Annotated in this window: 15 protein-coding genes and 2 tRNA genes; 9 read left to right on the top strand and 8 right to left on the bottom strand. The window is 41.9% G+C overall.

Annotated elements, in window-relative coordinates; translation table 11 throughout:
* The 6 genes from QZT69_RS06090 to QZT69_RS06065 form a co-directional block, all read right to left on the bottom strand.
* Positions 1-1,191 carry a M20 family metallopeptidase gene (locus QZT69_RS06090; RefSeq protein ID WP_294671784.1) on the bottom strand — a complete coding sequence of 397 codons (1,191 nt, stop codon included), beginning with the start codon at positions 1,189-1,191 and terminating at the stop codon, positions 1-3.
* A gap of 186 nt (positions 1,192-1,377) precedes the next feature.
* A complete protein-coding gene (locus tag QZT69_RS06085) occupies positions 1,378-2,352 on the bottom strand; it encodes an acyl transferase (protein ID WP_294671781.1) in 975 nt (324 codons plus the stop codon).
* Positions 2,353-2,494: 142 nt separating this feature from the next.
* A complete protein-coding gene (locus QZT69_RS06080; RefSeq protein WP_294671779.1) occupies positions 2,495-3,838 on the bottom strand; it encodes a sensor histidine kinase KdpD in 1,344 nt (447 codons plus the stop codon).
* Between the two features lie 76 nt (positions 3,839-3,914).
* Complete coding sequence (locus tag QZT69_RS06075; protein WP_294671776.1) at positions 3,915-4,232, bottom strand: rhodanese-like domain-containing protein; 318 nt, start codon at positions 4,230-4,232, stop codon at positions 3,915-3,917.
* Between the two features lie 190 nt (positions 4,233-4,422).
* Complete coding sequence (locus tag QZT69_RS06070; RefSeq protein WP_294671774.1) at positions 4,423-5,154, bottom strand: DUF4197 domain-containing protein; 732 nt, start codon at positions 5,152-5,154, stop codon at positions 4,423-4,425.
* Positions 5,155-5,300: 146 nt separating this feature from the next.
* Complete coding sequence (locus QZT69_RS06065; RefSeq protein WP_294671773.1) at positions 5,301-6,311, bottom strand: NAD(P)/FAD-dependent oxidoreductase; 1,011 nt, start codon at positions 6,309-6,311, stop codon at positions 5,301-5,303.
* Between the two features lie 147 nt (positions 6,312-6,458).
* Between QZT69_RS06065 and QZT69_RS06060 the strand changes: the two genes are divergently transcribed.
* Positions 6,459-8,378, top strand: coding sequence for a glycosyltransferase family 39 protein (locus QZT69_RS06060; protein ID WP_294671771.1), 1,920 nt, complete (start codon positions 6,459-6,461; stop codon positions 8,376-8,378).
* A 749-nt stretch (positions 8,379-9,127) separates the two neighbouring features.
* Here the strand turns inward: QZT69_RS06060 and QZT69_RS06055 are convergent.
* Complete coding sequence (locus QZT69_RS06055) at positions 9,128-9,661, bottom strand: RNA methyltransferase (RefSeq protein ID WP_294671768.1); 534 nt, start codon at positions 9,659-9,661, stop codon at positions 9,128-9,130.
* A 39-nt stretch (positions 9,662-9,700) separates the two neighbouring features.
* Between QZT69_RS06055 and QZT69_RS06050 the strand changes: the two genes are divergently transcribed.
* The 8 genes from QZT69_RS06050 (at position 9,701) to fabD (ending at position 17,828) form a co-directional block, all read left to right on the top strand.
* Positions 9,701-10,387: a hypothetical protein gene (locus tag QZT69_RS06050; RefSeq protein ID WP_294671766.1), complete on the top strand. Its 687-nt coding sequence runs from the start codon at positions 9,701-9,703 to the stop codon at positions 10,385-10,387.
* A gap of 122 nt (positions 10,388-10,509) precedes the next feature.
* Positions 10,510-13,134 (top strand): DNA mismatch repair protein MutS, encoded by a 2,625-nt coding sequence (gene mutS / locus QZT69_RS06045; protein ID WP_294671763.1) that lies wholly within the window; start codon positions 10,510-10,512, stop codon positions 13,132-13,134.
* Positions 13,135-13,301: 167 nt separating this feature from the next.
* A tRNA-Gly gene (locus QZT69_RS06040) sits at positions 13,302-13,374 on the top strand.
* Positions 13,375-13,437: 63 nt separating this feature from the next.
* Positions 13,438-13,521: transfer RNA gene (locus QZT69_RS06035), tRNA-Leu, on the top strand.
* 275 nt (positions 13,522-13,796) lie between these two features.
* A complete protein-coding gene (locus tag QZT69_RS19140; RefSeq protein WP_367241950.1) occupies positions 13,797-13,982 on the top strand; it encodes a GIY-YIG nuclease family protein in 186 nt (61 codons plus the stop codon).
* A gap of 455 nt (positions 13,983-14,437) precedes the next feature.
* Entirely contained in the window at positions 14,438-14,782 is a 345-nt protein-coding gene (locus QZT69_RS06030; protein ID WP_294671760.1) for a hypothetical protein, read from the top strand.
* 209 nt (positions 14,783-14,991) lie between these two features.
* The gene (locus tag QZT69_RS06025; protein ID WP_294671759.1) at positions 14,992-16,776 is read left to right on the top strand and encodes a T9SS type A sorting domain-containing protein; all 1,785 of its coding nucleotides are present in this window, start codon (positions 14,992-14,994) and stop codon (positions 16,774-16,776) included.
* Between the two features lie 170 nt (positions 16,777-16,946).
* Positions 16,947-17,828, top strand: a complete 882-nt coding sequence (fabD, locus tag QZT69_RS06020) for an ACP S-malonyltransferase (RefSeq protein WP_294671756.1) — start codon at positions 16,947-16,949, stop codon at positions 17,826-17,828.
* 128 nt (positions 17,829-17,956) lie between these two features.
* On the opposite strand, the gene QZT69_RS06015 is transcribed toward fabD, so the two are convergent.
* Positions 17,957-18,937, bottom strand: a complete 981-nt coding sequence (locus QZT69_RS06015; protein ID WP_144334451.1) for a pyruvate dehydrogenase complex E1 component subunit beta — start codon at positions 18,935-18,937, stop codon at positions 17,957-17,959.
* Positions 18,938-19,166: the final 229 nt, after the last annotated feature.

The raw sequence follows: 19,166 nt of genomic DNA, 5'->3' as shown, positions 1-19,166 counted from the left end.
TTATTCAAAAGCTGCCAAACACATTGCCTGCATTCCTACAACCAATGCCCTGCCGTCGATATCAAATTTCGGATGATGTACACCATAAATGATGCCTAATTCTTCGTTGCGGACTCCCAAACGGAAAAAACAAACCGGAATTTCCTGTGCATAAAACGAAAAGTCTTCGGAAGTCAACCGAATAGGTAATTCCTCCACATGTCCCTTACCGAAGAAATATTCGCTCTTTTTAGTCATTTTCTCTGTCAAAACAGGATCATTTTCCAAATACGGATATCCCACTGAAATTTCCAGATCAGCGGTTGCCCCGAATTGTCCGCAGGTAGCATGCACCTGTCTGGCAATCAAGTCCAATGCTTCTTTCCGCCATTCTTCGTTCATCGTCCGGAAAGTTCCTTTCAGAACTGCCTTTTCCGGAATCACATTCGTTGCCCCAAGCGCTTCAAAATGCCCGAAGGATAGAACGCAAGGGATTTTCGGATCACATTTCCGGCTGACGATTTGCTGCAGACCGGTTAGTAAATGCGCACCGATCATAATAGGATCAATCGTTTGATGCGGAGTTGCACCGTGCCCGCCTTTTCCATTAATCGTAATATAAATCTCATCACAGGATGCCATGTACAAACCGGGACGGAACCCCACATTACCCACTTTCATTTCAGGGAAAACGTGTAGAGCGAACATTTCATGAACGGGAGGGTTTTTCAACGCTCCATCCGCAATCATTAAAGAAGCTCCTCCCGGATTTTTCTCTTCTCCCGGTTGAAAAAACAACTTCACCGGATGCTTCAGTAAATCTCTATTCTCCCAGATAATTTCAGCAGCTCCAAGCAGAATCGCCGTATGCACATCGTGTCCGCAGGCGTGCATCACACCGTCGACGGTTGATTTATAGGCACAATTATTTTGTTCTGTAATCGGCAGAGCATCCAATTCGGAACGCAAACCTATGCAGGAATCCGTTTCCCGGTGCTTATCCGAACGAATAATTCCCAGGACACCTGTACCGGCAACTTCCTTTTGATAAGGAATACCGATCTTATCCAACTGCTCAGCAACAAAACCCATCGTGTTGTACTCCGAATAGGATAACTCAGGGAAACGATGCATGTGCTCCCTGTAACCTTTGACTTTATCAAATAATTCTTCGGAGTGTGTGCGGATAATATGGTGAATTGCTGAATCCATTTATTTCAAGTATGACTGACAATCAAAAGTACAAAAATTCGATTTGGTTAAAGACAAGAGGATTGAGTTCAATTGGTTCAAGAGTTAAAAAAGTTCAAAAGCGTTCAATTGAAAATTAGAAGTTCACCTAAAAAACTTTCAACATCTTGATCCCGATAGAAATCGGGATTTGAGCATTTTGAACTTTTAATTTGCTACCAGCAAGTTGCAACCCCGGATATCCGAATGATCAAAACGCCCCATTAATCGAAGCTTTCCGTTTTCTATCCGGCCTAAATCCTGAGTTTCAACAAAAGAACAGGAATAGATATTTGCCAGGTCGATTACATTCACTCCGCCTGTTTTATCCGGCCCCACCAATCCGAAAGGATCATTTACTTCCCGGAGGGAAATCTTCATCCACGAAGGAAGTTCAAAGACCCCGTTCTTGTCGCTGTATGCCTGTGAGAGCAATTCACACATTCCATATTCGGAAGCAATGTATTCACAGCCAAATCCCGAGATCAGCTCCCGGTGCATTTCATCTTTGGTCATTTCTTTTCGCTTTCCCTTCATCCCGCCGGTTTCGATAATGGTAACATCATGAAGGTCGGGTTTTAGCTCTGCCAAATCCAACAAAGCGTAGGAAACCCCGAACAAAACCAATTTTTTCCCGGTTTTTCTTCCTCTGGAAATAGCTTGCAGTAAATTCTCCGGATCCTGCAGGTAATATCCGGATAGTTCATTCTTCGTTCCCTCAATCAATTTATCCACCATGTAAACCAAACTCGACTCACCTTGCGAAACATAGTTCGGCAGTAACGCAAAAATGATCTGATCTTCCAATTTCCCCAGGAACTGCTCGTAGGTCGGAACAAAAGAACGTTCATAGATCGAAACATCAGCCACGTAATGAGCACTTCGCACCATGCCGGTTGTTCCGCTGCTTTTAAAAACCTGCTGAACGAACTTGCCGTCCGCAATGATTTGATGGGTTTTGAAAAATGCAATCGGCAAATGAGGAATTTGAGAATAATGCGTCGGTTCAGGTCGACCGATCAATTCCAAAAATGTTTTGTAAACGGGAACACGTTCTTTTTGAAAACGATAAACCTCCAAAGCACAGTCGTTAAAATCCTGCTCTGTTTGAATGGAAAAAATGCGATCAACAAGGGTTTTCACTGATGTTTTTTGCTTTATCTAAATTTTATAAAAAATTGATCTACAATAAATTAAACCAAAATCTGTTCACAAATTTATGAAGAAGTAAATTCTAAAATCCGAGAATTTTGCACTTTGTAAATTCACACAAAGATAAGTGGAATTACTTCAACGGAAATTTCAAAGAGAAGGTTGTTCCTTTGCCCAATTGACTTTTTACCTGGATCGTTCCACCATGCTCCTCCACTATCAGCTTCACATAATAAAGCCCCAGTCCAAAACCTTTCACGTCGTGCAGATTTCCTGTGGGAACACGATAAAACTTATCGAAGATCATTTTAAGGTCTTCCCTTTTTATACCGATTCCATTATCTGTAATGGTCAGGTAAAAGAATTGTCCATCATCCCAGGTGCGTATATCAATATGCGGAACGGTGTTGCAATATTTCACCGCATTGTCGAGCAGATTGTAGATCACATTCGTAATGTGCACTTCATCCACCATCAATGTTTCGCGTTGTGCATCGAGTAATAATTCGATTTCTCCGCCCTTATCGGTTTGATTAATATCAAAGCTTTCTTTTGCTTCCAGTATTAAATCATGAATTGAACAGGATTCTTTCTTCAAAGTCAGTTTTTCACGATCCAATTTAGCCACGTTTAATACGCGCTCAACCTGGTTTTCCAAACGTTTGTTTTCCTTGTAAATAATCTCGGCATACCGGTGCAGTCGATCAGGGTCTTCCTTAAAATCTCCTCTCAAAAGCAATTCGCTGGAAAGACCAATGGTTGAAATTGGTGTCTTCAGCTCATGGGTCATGTTATTAATAAAATCCGTTTTCACTTCTGAAAGACGTTTTTGTTTCAGGATCACATTCAACGTAAAAACGAAGAACAGAAACAAAAGAAGCAGCAATACCACCAGGTAAAACCACGGATAAAAATCCGTTTTACTTACGGCAATGGAACTTGAACTTACATTAGGAAAGAGAACCGTAAAATAATGTCCGTCATTTTTCCATTTCAACTGATTGGATGTTTTTCCTACCGAATCATTATTGGTTACGGAATAAGACGAATTCTTATTGTATTTAATCAGGTTTCCAAAGACAATCGAATCGGAATAACAATCATAAATCCCATAAACAAAATCCTGGTTCAGGCTTTGATTATCAAATTCGCGTTTCAATAATTGTTCCAGGTAAAACGGATGTAATTCTTCCTCGATATCGACCGAAAAGTAATTCGGGCGGATTTGCTTTACAGCACCATACAAATTAGCACTGATATCATCTTTCGTATTAATCTGTTCCAGGACATCCCGCAAGGCAATATGCGCACGTTCGGAAAACTGCTTCAAATTCAGGCTGTCTTCCCGCTCCTGTATCTGAACAGTCAGGCGTTGTGCTTCGTTGGTTTTATGTATCCAAAACAATTGTATACTCAGGACACTCAGCAATGAGAGTATCCCCAGGACAATAACAGTATTGATTGTTTTGCGATTCATTTCAAAAGTTGAAAATGTTCAAAGGTTAAAAGGTTCAAAATTTGAACTCTTAAACTCTTTCACCTTTTGAACCCTCTTAATAAGCTTCCATAGAAGGATCTATTTCTTCGATCCACGCCAGAATTCCGCCTTCCAGGTTGTATAAATTGGTAAAACCGTGCTGCTGTTCTAAAAAAGAGATCACATTTGCACTTCTTTTTCCGGATCGACAGTGAACAACCACTTTTTTGTTTTGATCGATCTGACCGAATTCTGCAGGAATATCATTCATCGGAATTAAAATCCCATCCAGCGTACAAATCTCATTTTCATAAGGTTCACGCACGTCAATTAATTGGAAATCCTCGTTTCCGTCTTTCCATGCCTTTAATTCTGTAACTGTTATGCTTTTCATAATCTAAAATGTTCAAAGAATTGAAAAAGTTCAAAAGTTTAATCATTATCTGTGATAGATTCAATCATCCATTTTAACTTTTTGAACTATTGAACCTCCTTTGAACTAGTAAAGCGACCAATCTGATCGCTTTACAAAATTACTCAATAAGCGGGAAAGAATATTCACTCCCAAATGCTTTAACTGTTTTTTAGCTTTTCCCGAATACGCGTTTTAATAAGTCGGTTACCTGCGCAGCAGGGTCTTTGCGGATTTTAGCTTCCTGTTCGCTGATCAGGATCATCAATCCGTCTATTGCTTTTGCTGTTACATAAGCTTCCAAATCCGGATTTTGTTTCGTGACCCCCGGGATCTTGTTATATTTCGTCACTAAAGGATTCCAATACTCCGTAACACGCACTTTATCCATTGCTGTTTTTACGATCGGCTTAAACTTCTCAGTTAAAGAGCCCGTTGTTTTCTCACGTAAAAAATGGGTTGCAGCAGTATCACCACCGTTCAGAATAGCAAACCCGTCACTGACAGACATTCCTTTCACTGCACCTGCAAATACCTCAAAAGCACTTTTGGATGCTTCTTCTGCCGCACGGTTCACTGATTCTTCAAATTGTGTAACCTGGCTTTGCATTCCCAACATCACCAATTTATCTTTCATGGATTTTGCTTCTGCCGGCCATGGAATAAAGATCTTCGGATTTTTATAAAACCCATCTACCTTCTCAGCTGCACCGGCTGCTGTTTTCGCTCCGGTAGTTAATGCTTCACGCAAACCACTCACTACCTCATCATTTGTCAACGGACTTTTGGAAGTCGATGTTCCTGTAGTCAATTCTTTTCCTTTGGAAACGATTTTCCCTAAAGTTTGAGCGTTTGACAAATAACTCGTACTGATAACTAAAACAATTGCGATCCCGATTTTCATAAAATATGATTTAATTCAATTTGTTACAGTAGGGACGCGATGCATCACGTCCCTACTTGTTTTTTAACGCTTAACTGAAACAAAAATTGTTCCATAAAAAGTGGGGACGCAAAGCATTGCGTCCCCACCGAAATCATGAAGGGATCTTAAAACCCCTGAACCCCGTTTACCGTGGTGTATTTCAGAATATTTTTCTTATCCGGGTGAATGCGTGCAAATGCCGATTGAACAGCCAGCGTACCTTCATGGAAACCGCAAAGAATCAGTTTCAGTTTATTCTCATAGGTATTTACATCACCGATGGCATAAATTCCCGGAATATTTGTTGAATAATCAAGCGTATCCACTTTGATTGCATTCTTTTCGATCTCCAGTCCCCAGTCGGCAATCGGACCCAAAGACGGTTTCAATCCGAATAAAGGAATAAAGTGATCCGTTTCATGGATCATTTCGCCTTGTGTATTGTGCTGGATTTTTACCTGGGTCAAAGAACCATTTCCTGCTAACCCCACAACCTCGGCTTCTGTGATCAGGTTGATCTGACCGTTTTCAGCCATATCAATCACCTTTTGTACGGAATCCAAATGTCCGCGGAAAGAAGCACTTCGGTGAACAAGCACTACCTCTTTTGCGATTTTCTTTTCTGCCAGGAAGATGGACCAATCCAATGCGGAATCTCCGCCGCCGGCGATCACACAGCGTTTCCCCCTGTAAAACTCCGGATCTTTGATGATGTACTCGACTCCTTTGTCTTCAAAGTCTGCAATGTTTGAAATAGGTGGTTTACGTGGTTCGAAAACTCCCAATCCACCGGCAATCATAACAATCGGAGCCAAATGCTTTGTTCCCTTTACGGTTGTCACAATGAATTTCTCATCCTCTGTTTTTTCAATAGTCATTGCAGCTTCTCCCAAAGTAAATCCTGGTTTAAACGGCGCTGCCTGTTCCATCAGGTTATCAATCAGATCACCGGCCAAAACGGATGGAAATCCGGGGATATCGTAAATCGGTTTTTTAGGATAGATCTCTGAACACTGCCCTCCCGGCTGAGGCAAAGAATCAATCAAATGACAGCGTAATTTCAATAATCCCGCTTCAAACACGGTGAAAAGTCCCACCGGACCTGCACCGATTATAATTATATCAGTTTCAATCATTAGTTCTATAAAAAGTATTACAAAAATAAAGATAGTTTCCCAGATAGGAATCGCTAAAAAAGGGTAATTCAACCTCCTTTCCTATTAGAAATCCAAGCTAAAAACCAAAAACCCGGAAGCTTTACTATTTTTGTTAAAAGCATTCATGTGATCGGATCAACTAAGAGCAATATTCCAGGTCTTCTAAAAGAACATTCCATCATTATCGGAATTCTTCTGCTCGCTCTTATTTTGAGATGCTATGACCTGTTCTCGATTCCTTATACGCATGATGAGCTCAGCGGATTATTGCGCACCCGGTTCGATTCTTTCGGTGAGTTGATAGCTAAAGGAGTAAAAGTAGACGGACATCCGGCTTTTGTCCAGGTTTTCCTGTATTACTGGACCGGGTTGTTCGGAACTTCCGAATGGGTGGTTAAACTTCCCTTTATCCTTTCGGGTGTCGGTGGTGTTTATTTCGGGTATAAAATCGGGAAACGCTGGTCGAATATCACCGTGGGATTGATTGTAGCTGCCATTATTGCAACCAGTCAATATCCTTTGATGTACAGCCAAATCGCAAGACCTTATACTTCCGGTTTCTTTTTTACTTTGCTGTTTGCTTATCACTGGGGAGAAATTGTGTTCTTTAAGAACTACGCACGAAAACACCTCATCTGGTTCCCGATTGCTGCTGCTCTGTGTGCATACAATCATCATTTCAGCATGCTCACCGCCGGACTTATCGGCATCATCGGGATTGTTTATACGTTCCGGGATTTTCTTTGGAAGTACCTATTGCTTTGCCTGGCAGCCGTGGTTTTGTATTCGCCTCATTTTACGATCCTTTCCGCACAACTCAAAATGGGAGGATTAGCCGGCTGGCTGGGAAAACCCGAACCTTCTTTTTTACCGCATTACGTTTATTACATTTTCCAATTTTCCGTGCTGTTGGTTGCAGTTTACACCGGGATTATTGTTTGGACCAGGATTTCCGGAAGGGTTGTCAGACGAAACTCAAAAGCTATTCTTTTTGCAGGAATACTTTTCTTTTCCGTATATGCCGTGGGGTATTTTTATTCCATTTATGTGGCACCTGTATTACAAACTTCCGTGCTCATTTTTGCTTACCCTTTCCTGCTTATCTTTTTATTCGGATGGGCAAAGGAACAGAGTAAACAATTGAATTTAGCACTGGTTCTGATCATTGCGGTATTGAATATTTATGCCTTGATTTTCCAGCGTCAGTACTACCGGGTATTTTACAAAACCCCGTTCAACCAATTGGTATTGGATGTTGTGCATGTAGACAAAGAATCGGCGTATGCACTCATTTTCTCCGACGAGCCTAAAACCCGTTTTTATTCCGAAAGAGGTGACTTCCGTATTCCACAAAAGGTGAAATTCATTACTGTTCCGGAATTTACGGAGAAAGACCTGGAAGCATTCCTGGAAAAGCATTCGGACAACGACCATTTTTACCTGGCCGCCACATCTTCCCTTCCATCGACTTACAGGGCAATAATCCTTCAAAAATACCCGCATATTATCTGGCAAAAGAATTATTTCTCGGCTTCCACACTTTTCCTTTCCAAAGGGAAGGCCAGCGAAAAACCTATCGCAGATATTGTAAAAAACAAACATCTTTTCAACGGTTACAACCCGGGGAAATGGTATGATGGCAGTTATCATTTTGAGAAGGATGAAGAATGGGGACCGGGCTACGCCAAAGAACTGAACAAGCTGGTAAAAAGACCTTCCGATTTGGTGGATGTGGTAGTAAAATTGAAACTTTCGGATCTGAGACAGGAGCCTTTGCTCGTGCTGAATATCCAATCAAAAGACTCTGTCCTTGTGTTCCGCGGCACTCCTGCTTCCAGGCACACAATTAACCTAAAGGATAGTACTGTGACTTTGGTACAATCCATCAAATTCATTGACCTCAATTACAAGCAATTTGAAAACCCAACCTTGAATACTTTTATTTGGAACCGGGATAAAAAACCCTTGAAGATTCTCTCTTTCCAGGTAATTTACAGAAAAGACAATCCGCTGACTTACGCATTATATGAACCGATTACCGAATAATCTATTCACACTTTTGAGAAACCTCAAAAAGTCGGAATTTTGAGGGTCAAAAGTCAAGACAACTGGGCTCCGACTCCTCCCCGCTAACTTTGAAGGACTGAACCCCACTAAAATCGGTTGTTAAAAATCAGTACAAAACACGCTTAATAGTCGGGTGTAAGTCGAGTAGTACTCGGGTGATTCACGCTTAATCTATACAAGAGGTTTCTTTACGAGAAAATCCCAATTCTTTTTAGATGAGAGCGGTTACAAACATGAGAAATATTCGTAATTTCCAACATCTCCTAATGATCCTCTTTGTCTCCCTACTTTTTGCCGGCCCAAAAAGTAGGCAAAAATGCCTTTGCACAATTACAGCTTTCAGCCAACCAACCGATTTTGATCAATCCACGAAAAGGCGGGATCAGGATCCAAAATGCAATTCTGCAGTTGTTTTACAAACACTACAGAATTAGCACTTTCCGGGATTGATAACCAAATCGGCTAGTTGCCGTTTCTTCAAAAAAATCTGAAGGACGGGTAATGATTGGAGATTCTGTGCTATTCCTACAGGTCGTGTAATTGTGCGTTTTGGCAACAGGTATCAATCCACCAAAAAAGAGTAGATCCTTATTTGAAAAATTACCCACCCTATTATTTTGAATGGATTTAAAGCCTCCTAAAATAGGAAAAGGAAGAAAGACAAGTCTTTTTTGTCGGATAACAATAATTCGTAATTCGTTCCGTAAGATGACGGACGTAATTCGTAATTAAGAAATGTATTTCTTAGCGAATTCCCACAATACTATCCCTGCACAAACGGAAACGTTTAAGCTGTGCTTGGTGCCGAACTGCGGAATTTCAAGGATGTAATCAGAAGCATCAATAACAGATTGGTCCACCCCATCTACTTCATTTCCGAAAACCAGTGCAAATTTCCGATCACTCAGATTCCCGATCTCATGCAGCAAAACGGTTTTCTCTGCCTGTTCAATACTACAGACAGCTATTCCATCCTGTTTTAATTCCGAAACGAGTTCATTGATATCTTTCCGGTATTCCCAATCGATGGTATCTGTTGCTCCAAGTGCCGTTTTGTGAATTTCCCGGTGTGGCGGCTGGGCAGTGATGCCGCATAAATAGATCTTCTCCACATTAAAAGCATCTGCTGTCCGAAAAAAAGAACCGATGTTATTCAAACTGCGAATATCGTTCAGAACAATAATCAAAGGGAATTTTTCCTGGCCTTTAAAAGTCTGTTCATCTACGCGGTCAAGCTCCCACAATTTCAATTTTCGGTTCATTGGACAAATTTAATTATATTCGAATGTAATCTTATCCACATGAAGACTAAATTAATCGCTATTATTCTTGGCACATGTGTATGCACATTTCTCACCAACTGCACCATTGAAAAACGGGTTTTTCAAAAGGGTTATCACATAGAGTGGAAGAAAAAAGTGTCCGAAAAGGAAGCTGAAGAAACTGCGGACCGAATAACCAAAAGCCAACAACAAGCAGGTCTGGTTGCGGAAACACCTTTCGAAAGCAATGTAACACCGGAAACTGAAAAACCACTTCCGGAACCTGTTACCGAACCGGAATTACCGGAAAGTATGGCAGAACCAATTACACTATCTGAAAACCCGGTTTCCATCCACTCAATGGAATCTGAAAATCATGAAATCACCTCATCAGTTCATCAGAAAAGCGTAAAAGGGGCCTGGGAAACGGAAGAACGGAAAGTATTTGAGCTTTTCGGAGTCATGTCTTTCGGACTTTATTTCAGCTCCCTGACACTTGCAATCCTGGGAATTGTTCTTTTAACCTCCCCTTATTTCTTTGTAGCTGCAGGATTTATGATTCTCCTGGCTTTGATATTCGGGATCATCTCGGTTGACAAGTACCGAAGAGACAAGTCGGCATACCGCCTGAACTTTTTCGGTTATTTCGGGATGATTGCCTCCCTGGCCACCATTACATTCGTGATCGGATTGTTATTATTGGCCTGGGGACTGGGTTCCTTCTAATGGTTTGTTTCTTCGAAAGGATTCAACTTAAAATTGGATAATGTTGAAAACTATGAAAAACAAAAATTGCGCTCCTTGCTTCTTTGATAGTAAATTTGAGCCATTCCATAATTCATACCTGCGTGGCAAAGAAAGAAAAAGATCCGGCAGAAACGCCCTTAATGAAGCAATACAATGAGATCAAAGCAAAACACCCACAAGCTTTGCTGCTTTTTCGCGTCGGGGATTTCTACGAAACGTTTGGTGAAGATGCCATCACGGCATCCAAAACACTCGGAATTGTTCTGACAAAAAGAGGTGCAGGATCACCTTCCGAAATAGAACTTGCCGGGTTTCCGCACCATTCATTGGAATCATACCTTCCAAAACTGGTACGCGCCGGGCACCGGGTGGCCATCTGCGATCAGCTGGAAGATCCGAAAATGACCAAAACGATCGTCAAACGCGGGGTAACCGAATTGGTAACTCCCGGAATTGCTTTCAGCGACAAGATCCTGGACGGGCATCACAACAACTTTTTGGCTGCCGTCCATTTCGGAAAGGAGATACACGGAATTTCATTCCTTGACGTAACAACGGGGGAATTCTTCACTGCACAGGGAAATACCGAATACATCAATAAACTGATCCAGGGCTTCGAACCCAGTGAGATCATTTACCAAAAGAATAAACACTCGCTTTTCCAGGAACTTTTCGGAACGAAATATTACACGTTTCGACTGGACGACTGGGTTTTCACTTCCGATTTCGGAAAAGAAAAACTGACCGGTCATTTCCAGACCAATTCCATGAAAGGATTCGGTATCGATGACCTGGAGCAGGGAATTGTTGCTTCCGGAGCAATCCTTCATTATTTGGGCGAAACACAGCACGATAAACTGGGACACATTACCCAGATCCAACGCATTGAAGAAGAAAAATTCGTGTGGCTCGACCGTTTCACCATTCGCAACCTGGAACTGATTGCTCCTTTGAACGAAGGTGGAAAAACCCTGTTCGACGTAGTAAACGGAACTAAAACACCCATGGGCGACCGGTTGCTGAAACGCTGGATAGTCATGCCGCTGAAACACCCGGAACAGATCAATCTGCGTGTGGATGCTGTTGCCGATTTGGCAGAAAAAAGCAGTCTTCGTGCAGAGATCGAACATGAACTAAGTGAGATCGGTGACATGGAACGCCTGATCTCCAAAGTAGCTGTCGGAAGAATCCATCCCAAAGAATTACGGGTGCTTTCACGCATCTTAGAGCATATGACACCGCTCCGCGATGCCTGTTCGCAGAGTGAAAGTGAATTGTTGGGACAGCTTTCTAAACGCATTGAACCGTGTGAAGAATTCATTCAATCGGTTGAAAAATTCCTGTTGAAAGACCCTGCAGTGATGCTGGGTAAAGGACCCGTTATTGCAGATGGTGTTCATGCGGAGCTGGATGAATTACGCGCCATTTCGGAAAGCGGCAAGGATTACCTGGAAGCGATGCAGGAACGCGAATCCGAGAAAACCGGAATTCCAAGCCTGAAAGTCGCTTTCAATAACGTATTCGGGTATTACCTGGAGGTACGCAACACCCATAAAGACAAGGTTCCGGAAGAATGGATCCGCAAGCAGACACTCGTAAGTGCCGAGCGCTACATCACTCCTGAACTAAAGGAATACGAAACAAAAATCCTGGGAGCTGAAGACAAGATCGCTACCATCGAGGCACAATTGTATTTCGAACTGGTGCAAAAATTGAGCACTTTTGTGGGGCAGATCCAGCGAAATGCCTACCTGATTGCACAATTAGACTGCCTGACCGGCTTTGCTGACCTGGCAGTGAGAAAGAATTACGCAAGACCTGTTGTCAACGACAGTTATGTAATCGATATTAAAAACGGCCGCCATCCTGTCATTGAAGGACAATTAAAACCCGGAGAAGAATATGTGCCGAATGATGTTTACCTGGACAAGGAAGAACAGCAGATCATCATGATTACCGGACCGAATATGTCGGGTAAAAGTGCTTTACTGCGGCAAACGGCTTTGATCGTTCTGATGGCACAAATGGGAAGTTTTGTACCGGCAGACGCTGCAATTCTAGGCATTGTAGACAAGGTCTTCACACGCGTCGGTGCTTCGGACAATATTTCCTCGGGTGAATCCACTTTCATGGTTGAAATGAACGAAACATCCAGTATTCTGAACAACCTTTCGGACCGCAGTTTGATTTTGCTGGATGAAATCGGGCGCGGGACAAGTACCTACGACGGAATTTCCATTGCATGGGCCATAGCCGAATACATTCACGAGTTTCCACAAGCGAAGGGAAAAACACTTTTCGCTACCCACTACCACGAATTGAATGAGATGGCAGTCCAATTCCCGCGCATCCATAATTACAACGTAAGCGTTAAAGAAGTGGGACAAAAAATCATCTTTTTACGCAAACTGGTGGAAGGCGGAAGCGAACACAGCTTCGGTATCCACGTGGCAAAACTGGCCGGAATGCCGAATAAGGTCATTCAACGGGCCGAACTCATGCTGGAACAATTGGAATTGAACCACCGCTCCAGCGAAGTGAAATCCGTAAAAGATGTAGTGGTGCATGCAGGAAACACTTCCGACATGCAGTTGAGCTTTTTCCAGCTGAACGACCCTGTACTGGAGCAGATCCACGATCAATTGGTTTCAATCGACATCAATACGCTAACCCCTGTGGAAGCACTGATGAAATTAAACGAAATCAAGAAGTTAACGGGAGGGTAATGGATAGACAACTCCAGGCTCAATCGTTTAAATCGAAAAAAAACAAAAAAAAGTCCGCGAAACCTTGCAAATTGAACAAAGGAATTATTAGATTTGCAACCCGATTCCAAAAGAGGAATGGTATTGCCCCGACGAACATGTCGGGATCAATTAAAATTGAAAATAATGCGAGAGTAGCTCAGTTGGTAGAGCACGACCTTGCCAAGGTCGGGGTCGCGGGTTCGAATCCCGTCTCTCGCTCGAAGAATAATCTCGGTTTATAGCCGGGATTATTTTTTTAAGTCCGCTCGCATTGCGAGAAATGCTCGAATGGTGGAATTGGTAGACACGCCGGACTTAAAATCCTGTGACCATCTGGTCGTGCGGGTTCAAGTCCCGCTTCGAGTACAATGAGCGCTTCCAGCTCATGAGATTAAGCCTTAGTTTTCTTCGGAAAGCTGAGGCTTTTTTGATTTTACAAAGTTTTTTTACCCTGTAACCATCTGGTCGTGCGGGTTCATCCCGATAGCTATCGGGACCCGCTTCGAGTATAAAGAGAAATGAAGGAAGAGTAACATCTTCCTTTTTTATTCTAAGAGCTTGTAGATTGGCTTCCACCTTCCACAGGAAAAGTTAATTCCCGTTGGTGTTTACATCTTCGGGATTTTTCGTTATTTTTAATTATGGCTACTGTCTACATTTTACACTCCTTAAGTATCGATCAATTTTACATTGGAAGCTGTTTGGATCTAAAGCAAAGGCTGAAACAACATTTAGATAAATCATATCAAGTTGGGTTTACACATCGAGCTGATGATTGGGAAATATTCTTTTACAAAGAAGAATTGAACAACATATCAAGAAAATGAAATCCAGGAAATACCTAGAAAACCTAAAAACTTATCCTGAAATAATGGAAAAACTTATAACAAAATATGATACGGGTTCATCCCGATAGCTATCGGGACCCGCTTCGAGTACAAGAGAAATGAAGGAAGAGTAATATCTTCCTTTTTTGTTCTAAGAGCTTGTAGATTGGCTTCCACCTTCTACAGGAAAAATGAATCCCGTCGGTGTTTACACTGGCGGGATTTTTTTGTTATAAAAGATTTTGCAGGCCCCGGTAGCTATCGGAAGAGCGCTTCCAGCTCATGAGATTAAGCCTTGGTCCCGTACATACGGGATTGAGGCTTTTTTGATTTACAATTGTGACGTTTGATCCCGAAAGCCTTCGGCACTCGTTTTTGTTTTGGGAAATTCCTCCCTCGTAAAAACCTTACGACCTGCTCCTGTAACTTTGCTTTTCTAATTTAATCACTTGAATATGGAACAAATTCTCCAGGACTTAGACCGCTATTTTCAGCATGCCAAAAGAAGCCAATTGAACACTTTTACTTCGGCAAGTGTGCTATCGAACAATGCCGCGAAAGCAATAACCGGGTTAAAAACCCTGCTTGAGGATCCGGTTTATTCCATGTATGAACCTTTTCTGGAAGATCTGATCAGCGGGCTTTCAAAAGCAGAAGCCATCTATGAACGCTACTGCGAATCCCTCAATTCGGAGCACAAAGGAAATGACCAATTGTTCATTAATTTGAACCATACTTTATACAATAACCTCGACAATTTTCTGCAGGTATTCTATTACAACGATCCCGATTTATTATAAAATATCACCATTTTCGATATTAAAAATTCAATTTTTACACATTTACTTCCGACAGCCCTGAATTCTACTATTACACTAGGAGAATCGGGCTTTCCGGAGCATCCAAACCTTGAAGGAATTGCCTGTTATCCGCTTATTTAACCATTCATAATCCAAGAAAATTTTTTATTTCATTACTGTTTCTTTATTTTTACATCAAATAAAAAACTATGAAAAAAGTATACTTAGGCTTATTTACTTTGATCATTGCGGGTTCGGCTTCGGCTCAGTTAATGAACAAAAACTTGCGCAGCGCGCAAAAAATTCAAAACATCGGTGAAGTTCCTGCAAAGGCAACACACCATTATGAGAAAGCAACCGCTTTCTGGTCAAATGATTTCTCCACTACTTCTGATTGGACTATTTCCAACGCAGGAGCTGCAGGATCACCGGCTCACACTTTGGGAGACTGGGCAATCGTTACAGATGTGAATGCAATTCCGGTAACGGCTTTGGCTCCAGCTGGTCACACAACAGCTGCAAACGGTTATGCTTTGATTAACTCTGATGCTGCAGGTGCAGGGCAAACTCAAAACTCTAAAATCGTTACTACCGGTACTATTGACTGTTCCGGAAAACCGAATGTTTCTATGGTTTTTGAGCAATCAACCCGTCACTTCCAGGAGTTGTACTTCGTTACAGTATCCAATGACAACGGAGCTACCTGGACAGATTTCCAGGTGAACACCTCTCAGGCAGTAAACACGAACTCTGCAAACCCTGCTCTTGCTCAGGTGAACATTTCTTCAGTTGCTGCAAACCAGGCAAACGTAAAAGTAGGTTTCCGTTATGTAGGAGCTTATGACTGGTTCTGGGCAGTTGATGATGTTCAATTGATCGAAACAGACAACTACGATCTTGCAACGACAGGTTATTTCTGGGGAGTTGAAGGAACTTGGGGAGCACGTTTACCGTACTACCAAACTCCAATCGCTCAGATCAACCCTATCAAATTTGCAGGGTTAATCGAGAACAAAGGAGCTATGACTCAATCTGACATCACTTTCAGTGCTGCAATTGCTTCTGCCGGATACGCAGGAACAAGCCCTCAGGGTGCTTTGAGTCCAAATACAACAGATACATTTGACATTGCTCTTCCATTTACTCCGGCTGCTTCAGTTGCATCGTTCACTGTTACAGGTGTTGCCAATTCAGGTCAAACAGATGCTTACCCTACTGATAACGCAGCTCCGGCTTTGGCTTTTGCAACAACACAAACAACTTTTGCACGTGATGCTCAGGTAGTTCAGGCTGGTTCTTACAACCAGGGTATGGGTTACGAAATGGGTAACATTTTTGACATCACAGCTGACCAAACATTGACAGGTGTTGATGTATTCGTTGCTTCAACTTCAACTGCAAACTGCCAGATTTACGGTTTGTTGTATACGATTGATGGAGCAGGTGATTTCGTTTATGCAGCTCCTACAGCACTGCACACAGTAACTTCAGCAGAACTTGGAACGGTAATTACACTTCCTTTGAGCTCTGCTTATCCGCTACTTGCAGGTAACTCTTACCTATTGGTAGTTGGTTCTTACGGTGACGGTGGTGCTACAGACGATTTCGTTGTTGGTACTTCAGGTATTTCAGAAGCTCAAACTACGTTCTACCTGGATGGAAACGAGAATACAGGAACATGGTACTACTCTACTTCCACTCCAATGGTGCGTATGAACTTTAACACTTCTTTGTCAGTTGCTGAAAACGCAAACGCAAACGTTTCAATTTACCCGAACCCTGTAGTTGGTGAAGCTACAATCGAAGTAAACGGAACAACTGCTACTGCAATTACTGTAGTTGATTTAGCAGGTAAAGTAGTTTACTCTTCTAACGTTGCTGAAGGTACTTCCAAAGTATCTTTCTCAACAACAAACTTCTCTGCAGGAGTTTACACAGTAAATGTTGCTACAAGCACAGGAACTGTTACTAAGAAAATGGTTGTTAAGAACTAATAACACATTATAAAACAAAAAGACCCGGTCCTGAAACAGGCCGGGTCTTTTTGTTTGGTTCAAAGAGGTTCAAAAGTTCCATACCACAAACCACCAACTCATCCTTTGAACATTTTGAACGATTCAAACTTTTGAACTTTTGCTATATTTGCCCCTCGAAAAAACAAATTATGAAAGCATACGTATTCCCCGGACAAGGTGCTCAATTCTCAGGAATGGGAAAAGACCTTTATGATTCATCCGATTTAGCTAAGAAATTATTTGCACAGGCAAATGAAATTCTCGGATTCGATATTCAAAAAATCATGTTTGAAGGATCTGATGAAGAGTTAAAACAAACAAAAGTAACTCAACCAGCTATCTTCCTTCATTCAACAATTCTGGCTGCATGTTTGGGTGATAGTTTCAAACCGGATATGGTTGCAGGACACTCTTTGGGTGAAATTTCTGCATTGGTAGCTAATCAAACACTTTCATTTGAAGACGGTCTGCGCCTGGTTTCCAAAAGAGCAATGGCCATGCAGGCTGCTTGTGAAGCTGTACCATCAACAATGGCTGCAATCCTTGGATTGGAAGACCATGTAGTGGAAGACATTTGTAAATCGATTGATGGAATTGTTGTAGCGGCAAACTACAACTGTCCGGGACAATTAGTTATTTCGGGAGCAATCCCTGCAGTTGAAGAAGCTTGCACGAAATTAACGGAAGCTGGAGCAAAACGCGCAATGATCCTTCAGGTTGGCGGAGCATTTCACTCACCATTGATGGAGCCTGCAAGAGAGGAATTAGCAAAAGCAATCGAATCAACTACTTTCAAAACTCCTGTTTGCCCGGTATACCAAAATACAATCGCAAAAGCAGTAACTGATCCGAATGAGATTAAGCTTAACCTGATTGATCAATTGACCGCTCCTGTTCGCTGGACACAAATCATGCAGCAAATGATCGCTGACGGTGCTACAGAAGTCATTGAAGTTGGTCCGGGTAAAGTATTGCAGGGACTTTTCAAAAAGGTAGATCGCGCATTTCCCACATCCAGTGCTGAAATTTAAACAATAAAACAAAAGTGGGGACGCAAAGCATTGCGTCCCCACACTTATTTCAAACTTGAAAATACTATAAACAAAAAAACGGGTGGAAAATTTCCACCCGTTTTTTTGTTTATTAACTACTTATCTGATTAGTTTCTGTATAGAGTACTTTTTACAGCCTTCACCAATCTTTCTACATTCGGCAATGCAGCATCAATTAATGTAGGTGAAAATGCAAATGGCGTATCTGTTTGTGTGACACGCATAACAGGTGCATCCAGGTAATCAAATGCATAACGCTGCAAGTGATAAGCAATCTCAGAAGAGATAGAAGCCAAAGGCCAGCTTTCTTCCAATACTACACAACGATTCGTTTTCTTAACCGACTCAACGATCAACGCATAGTCAATCGGACGGATTGTTCTTAAATCGATAATTTCAAGTTCAATTCCTTCCTTTGCCAAAACCTCAGCAGCTTCATGAGCTACTTTAATGATCTTACCAAAAGAAACAACAGTTACATGAGATCCTTTGCGTTTGATATCTCCAACTCCAATCGGAATGATGTATTCTCCTTCAGGAATTTCACCTTTGTCACCATACATTTTCTCTGATTCCAGGAAAACAACCGGGTCGTTATCGCGAATAGCCGCCTTCAACAAACCTTTTGCATCGTAAGGAGTAGACGGAGTGATTACTTTCAATCCCGGTACATGCGAATAAAATGCCTCGAAACTTTGAGAGTGTGTTGCAGCAAGCTGACCTGCCGTACCGTTACCACCTCTAAAAACGATCGGACAACCATATTGACCACCCGACATTTGCAGCATTTTTGCCGCTGAGTTAATAATCTGGTCAGCAGCCAAAATTGCAAAGTTCCATGTCATGAACTCAACAATCGGGCGAAGTCCGTTCATTGAAGCACCTACAGCGATACCTGCAAATCCTAATTCAGCGATCGGAGTATCAATGACTCTTTTCGGACCAAATTCATCCAACATTCCCTGAGATACTTTGTACGCTCCGTTATATTCAGCAACTTCCTCACCCATCAGGAAAACACCGTTATCACGGCGCATTTCTTCCGACATAGCTTCACGAAGTGCTTCTCTAAATTGAACAGTCTTCATTCTTATCGTTTTTTATTTCGCTTAAAGCAGGGTCAAAATTAATCAAAATTCGTTTGTAGCATACCAAAATAAGGAGATAAGCACACACATTTTCAGGAATTCGTGAACAAATTGTTTAAAACCTACACTTATTATGTGTGCATAATATTTATTTCGTGCGATGATTTGATTATTTTTGTTCCCGAAAAGAAGTTTAACAAGCTAAAACTGCAGATTATCCGTGTTGGAA

It is taken from the genome of uncultured Fluviicola sp. (assembly GCF_902168135.1).
Taxonomy (GTDB): Bacteria; Bacteroidota; Bacteroidia; order Flavobacteriales_D; family Crocinitomicaceae; genus Fluviicola.
Note: the sequence above shows the minus strand (reverse complement) of the source record. Positions and strands in the feature narration are given on the sequence as shown.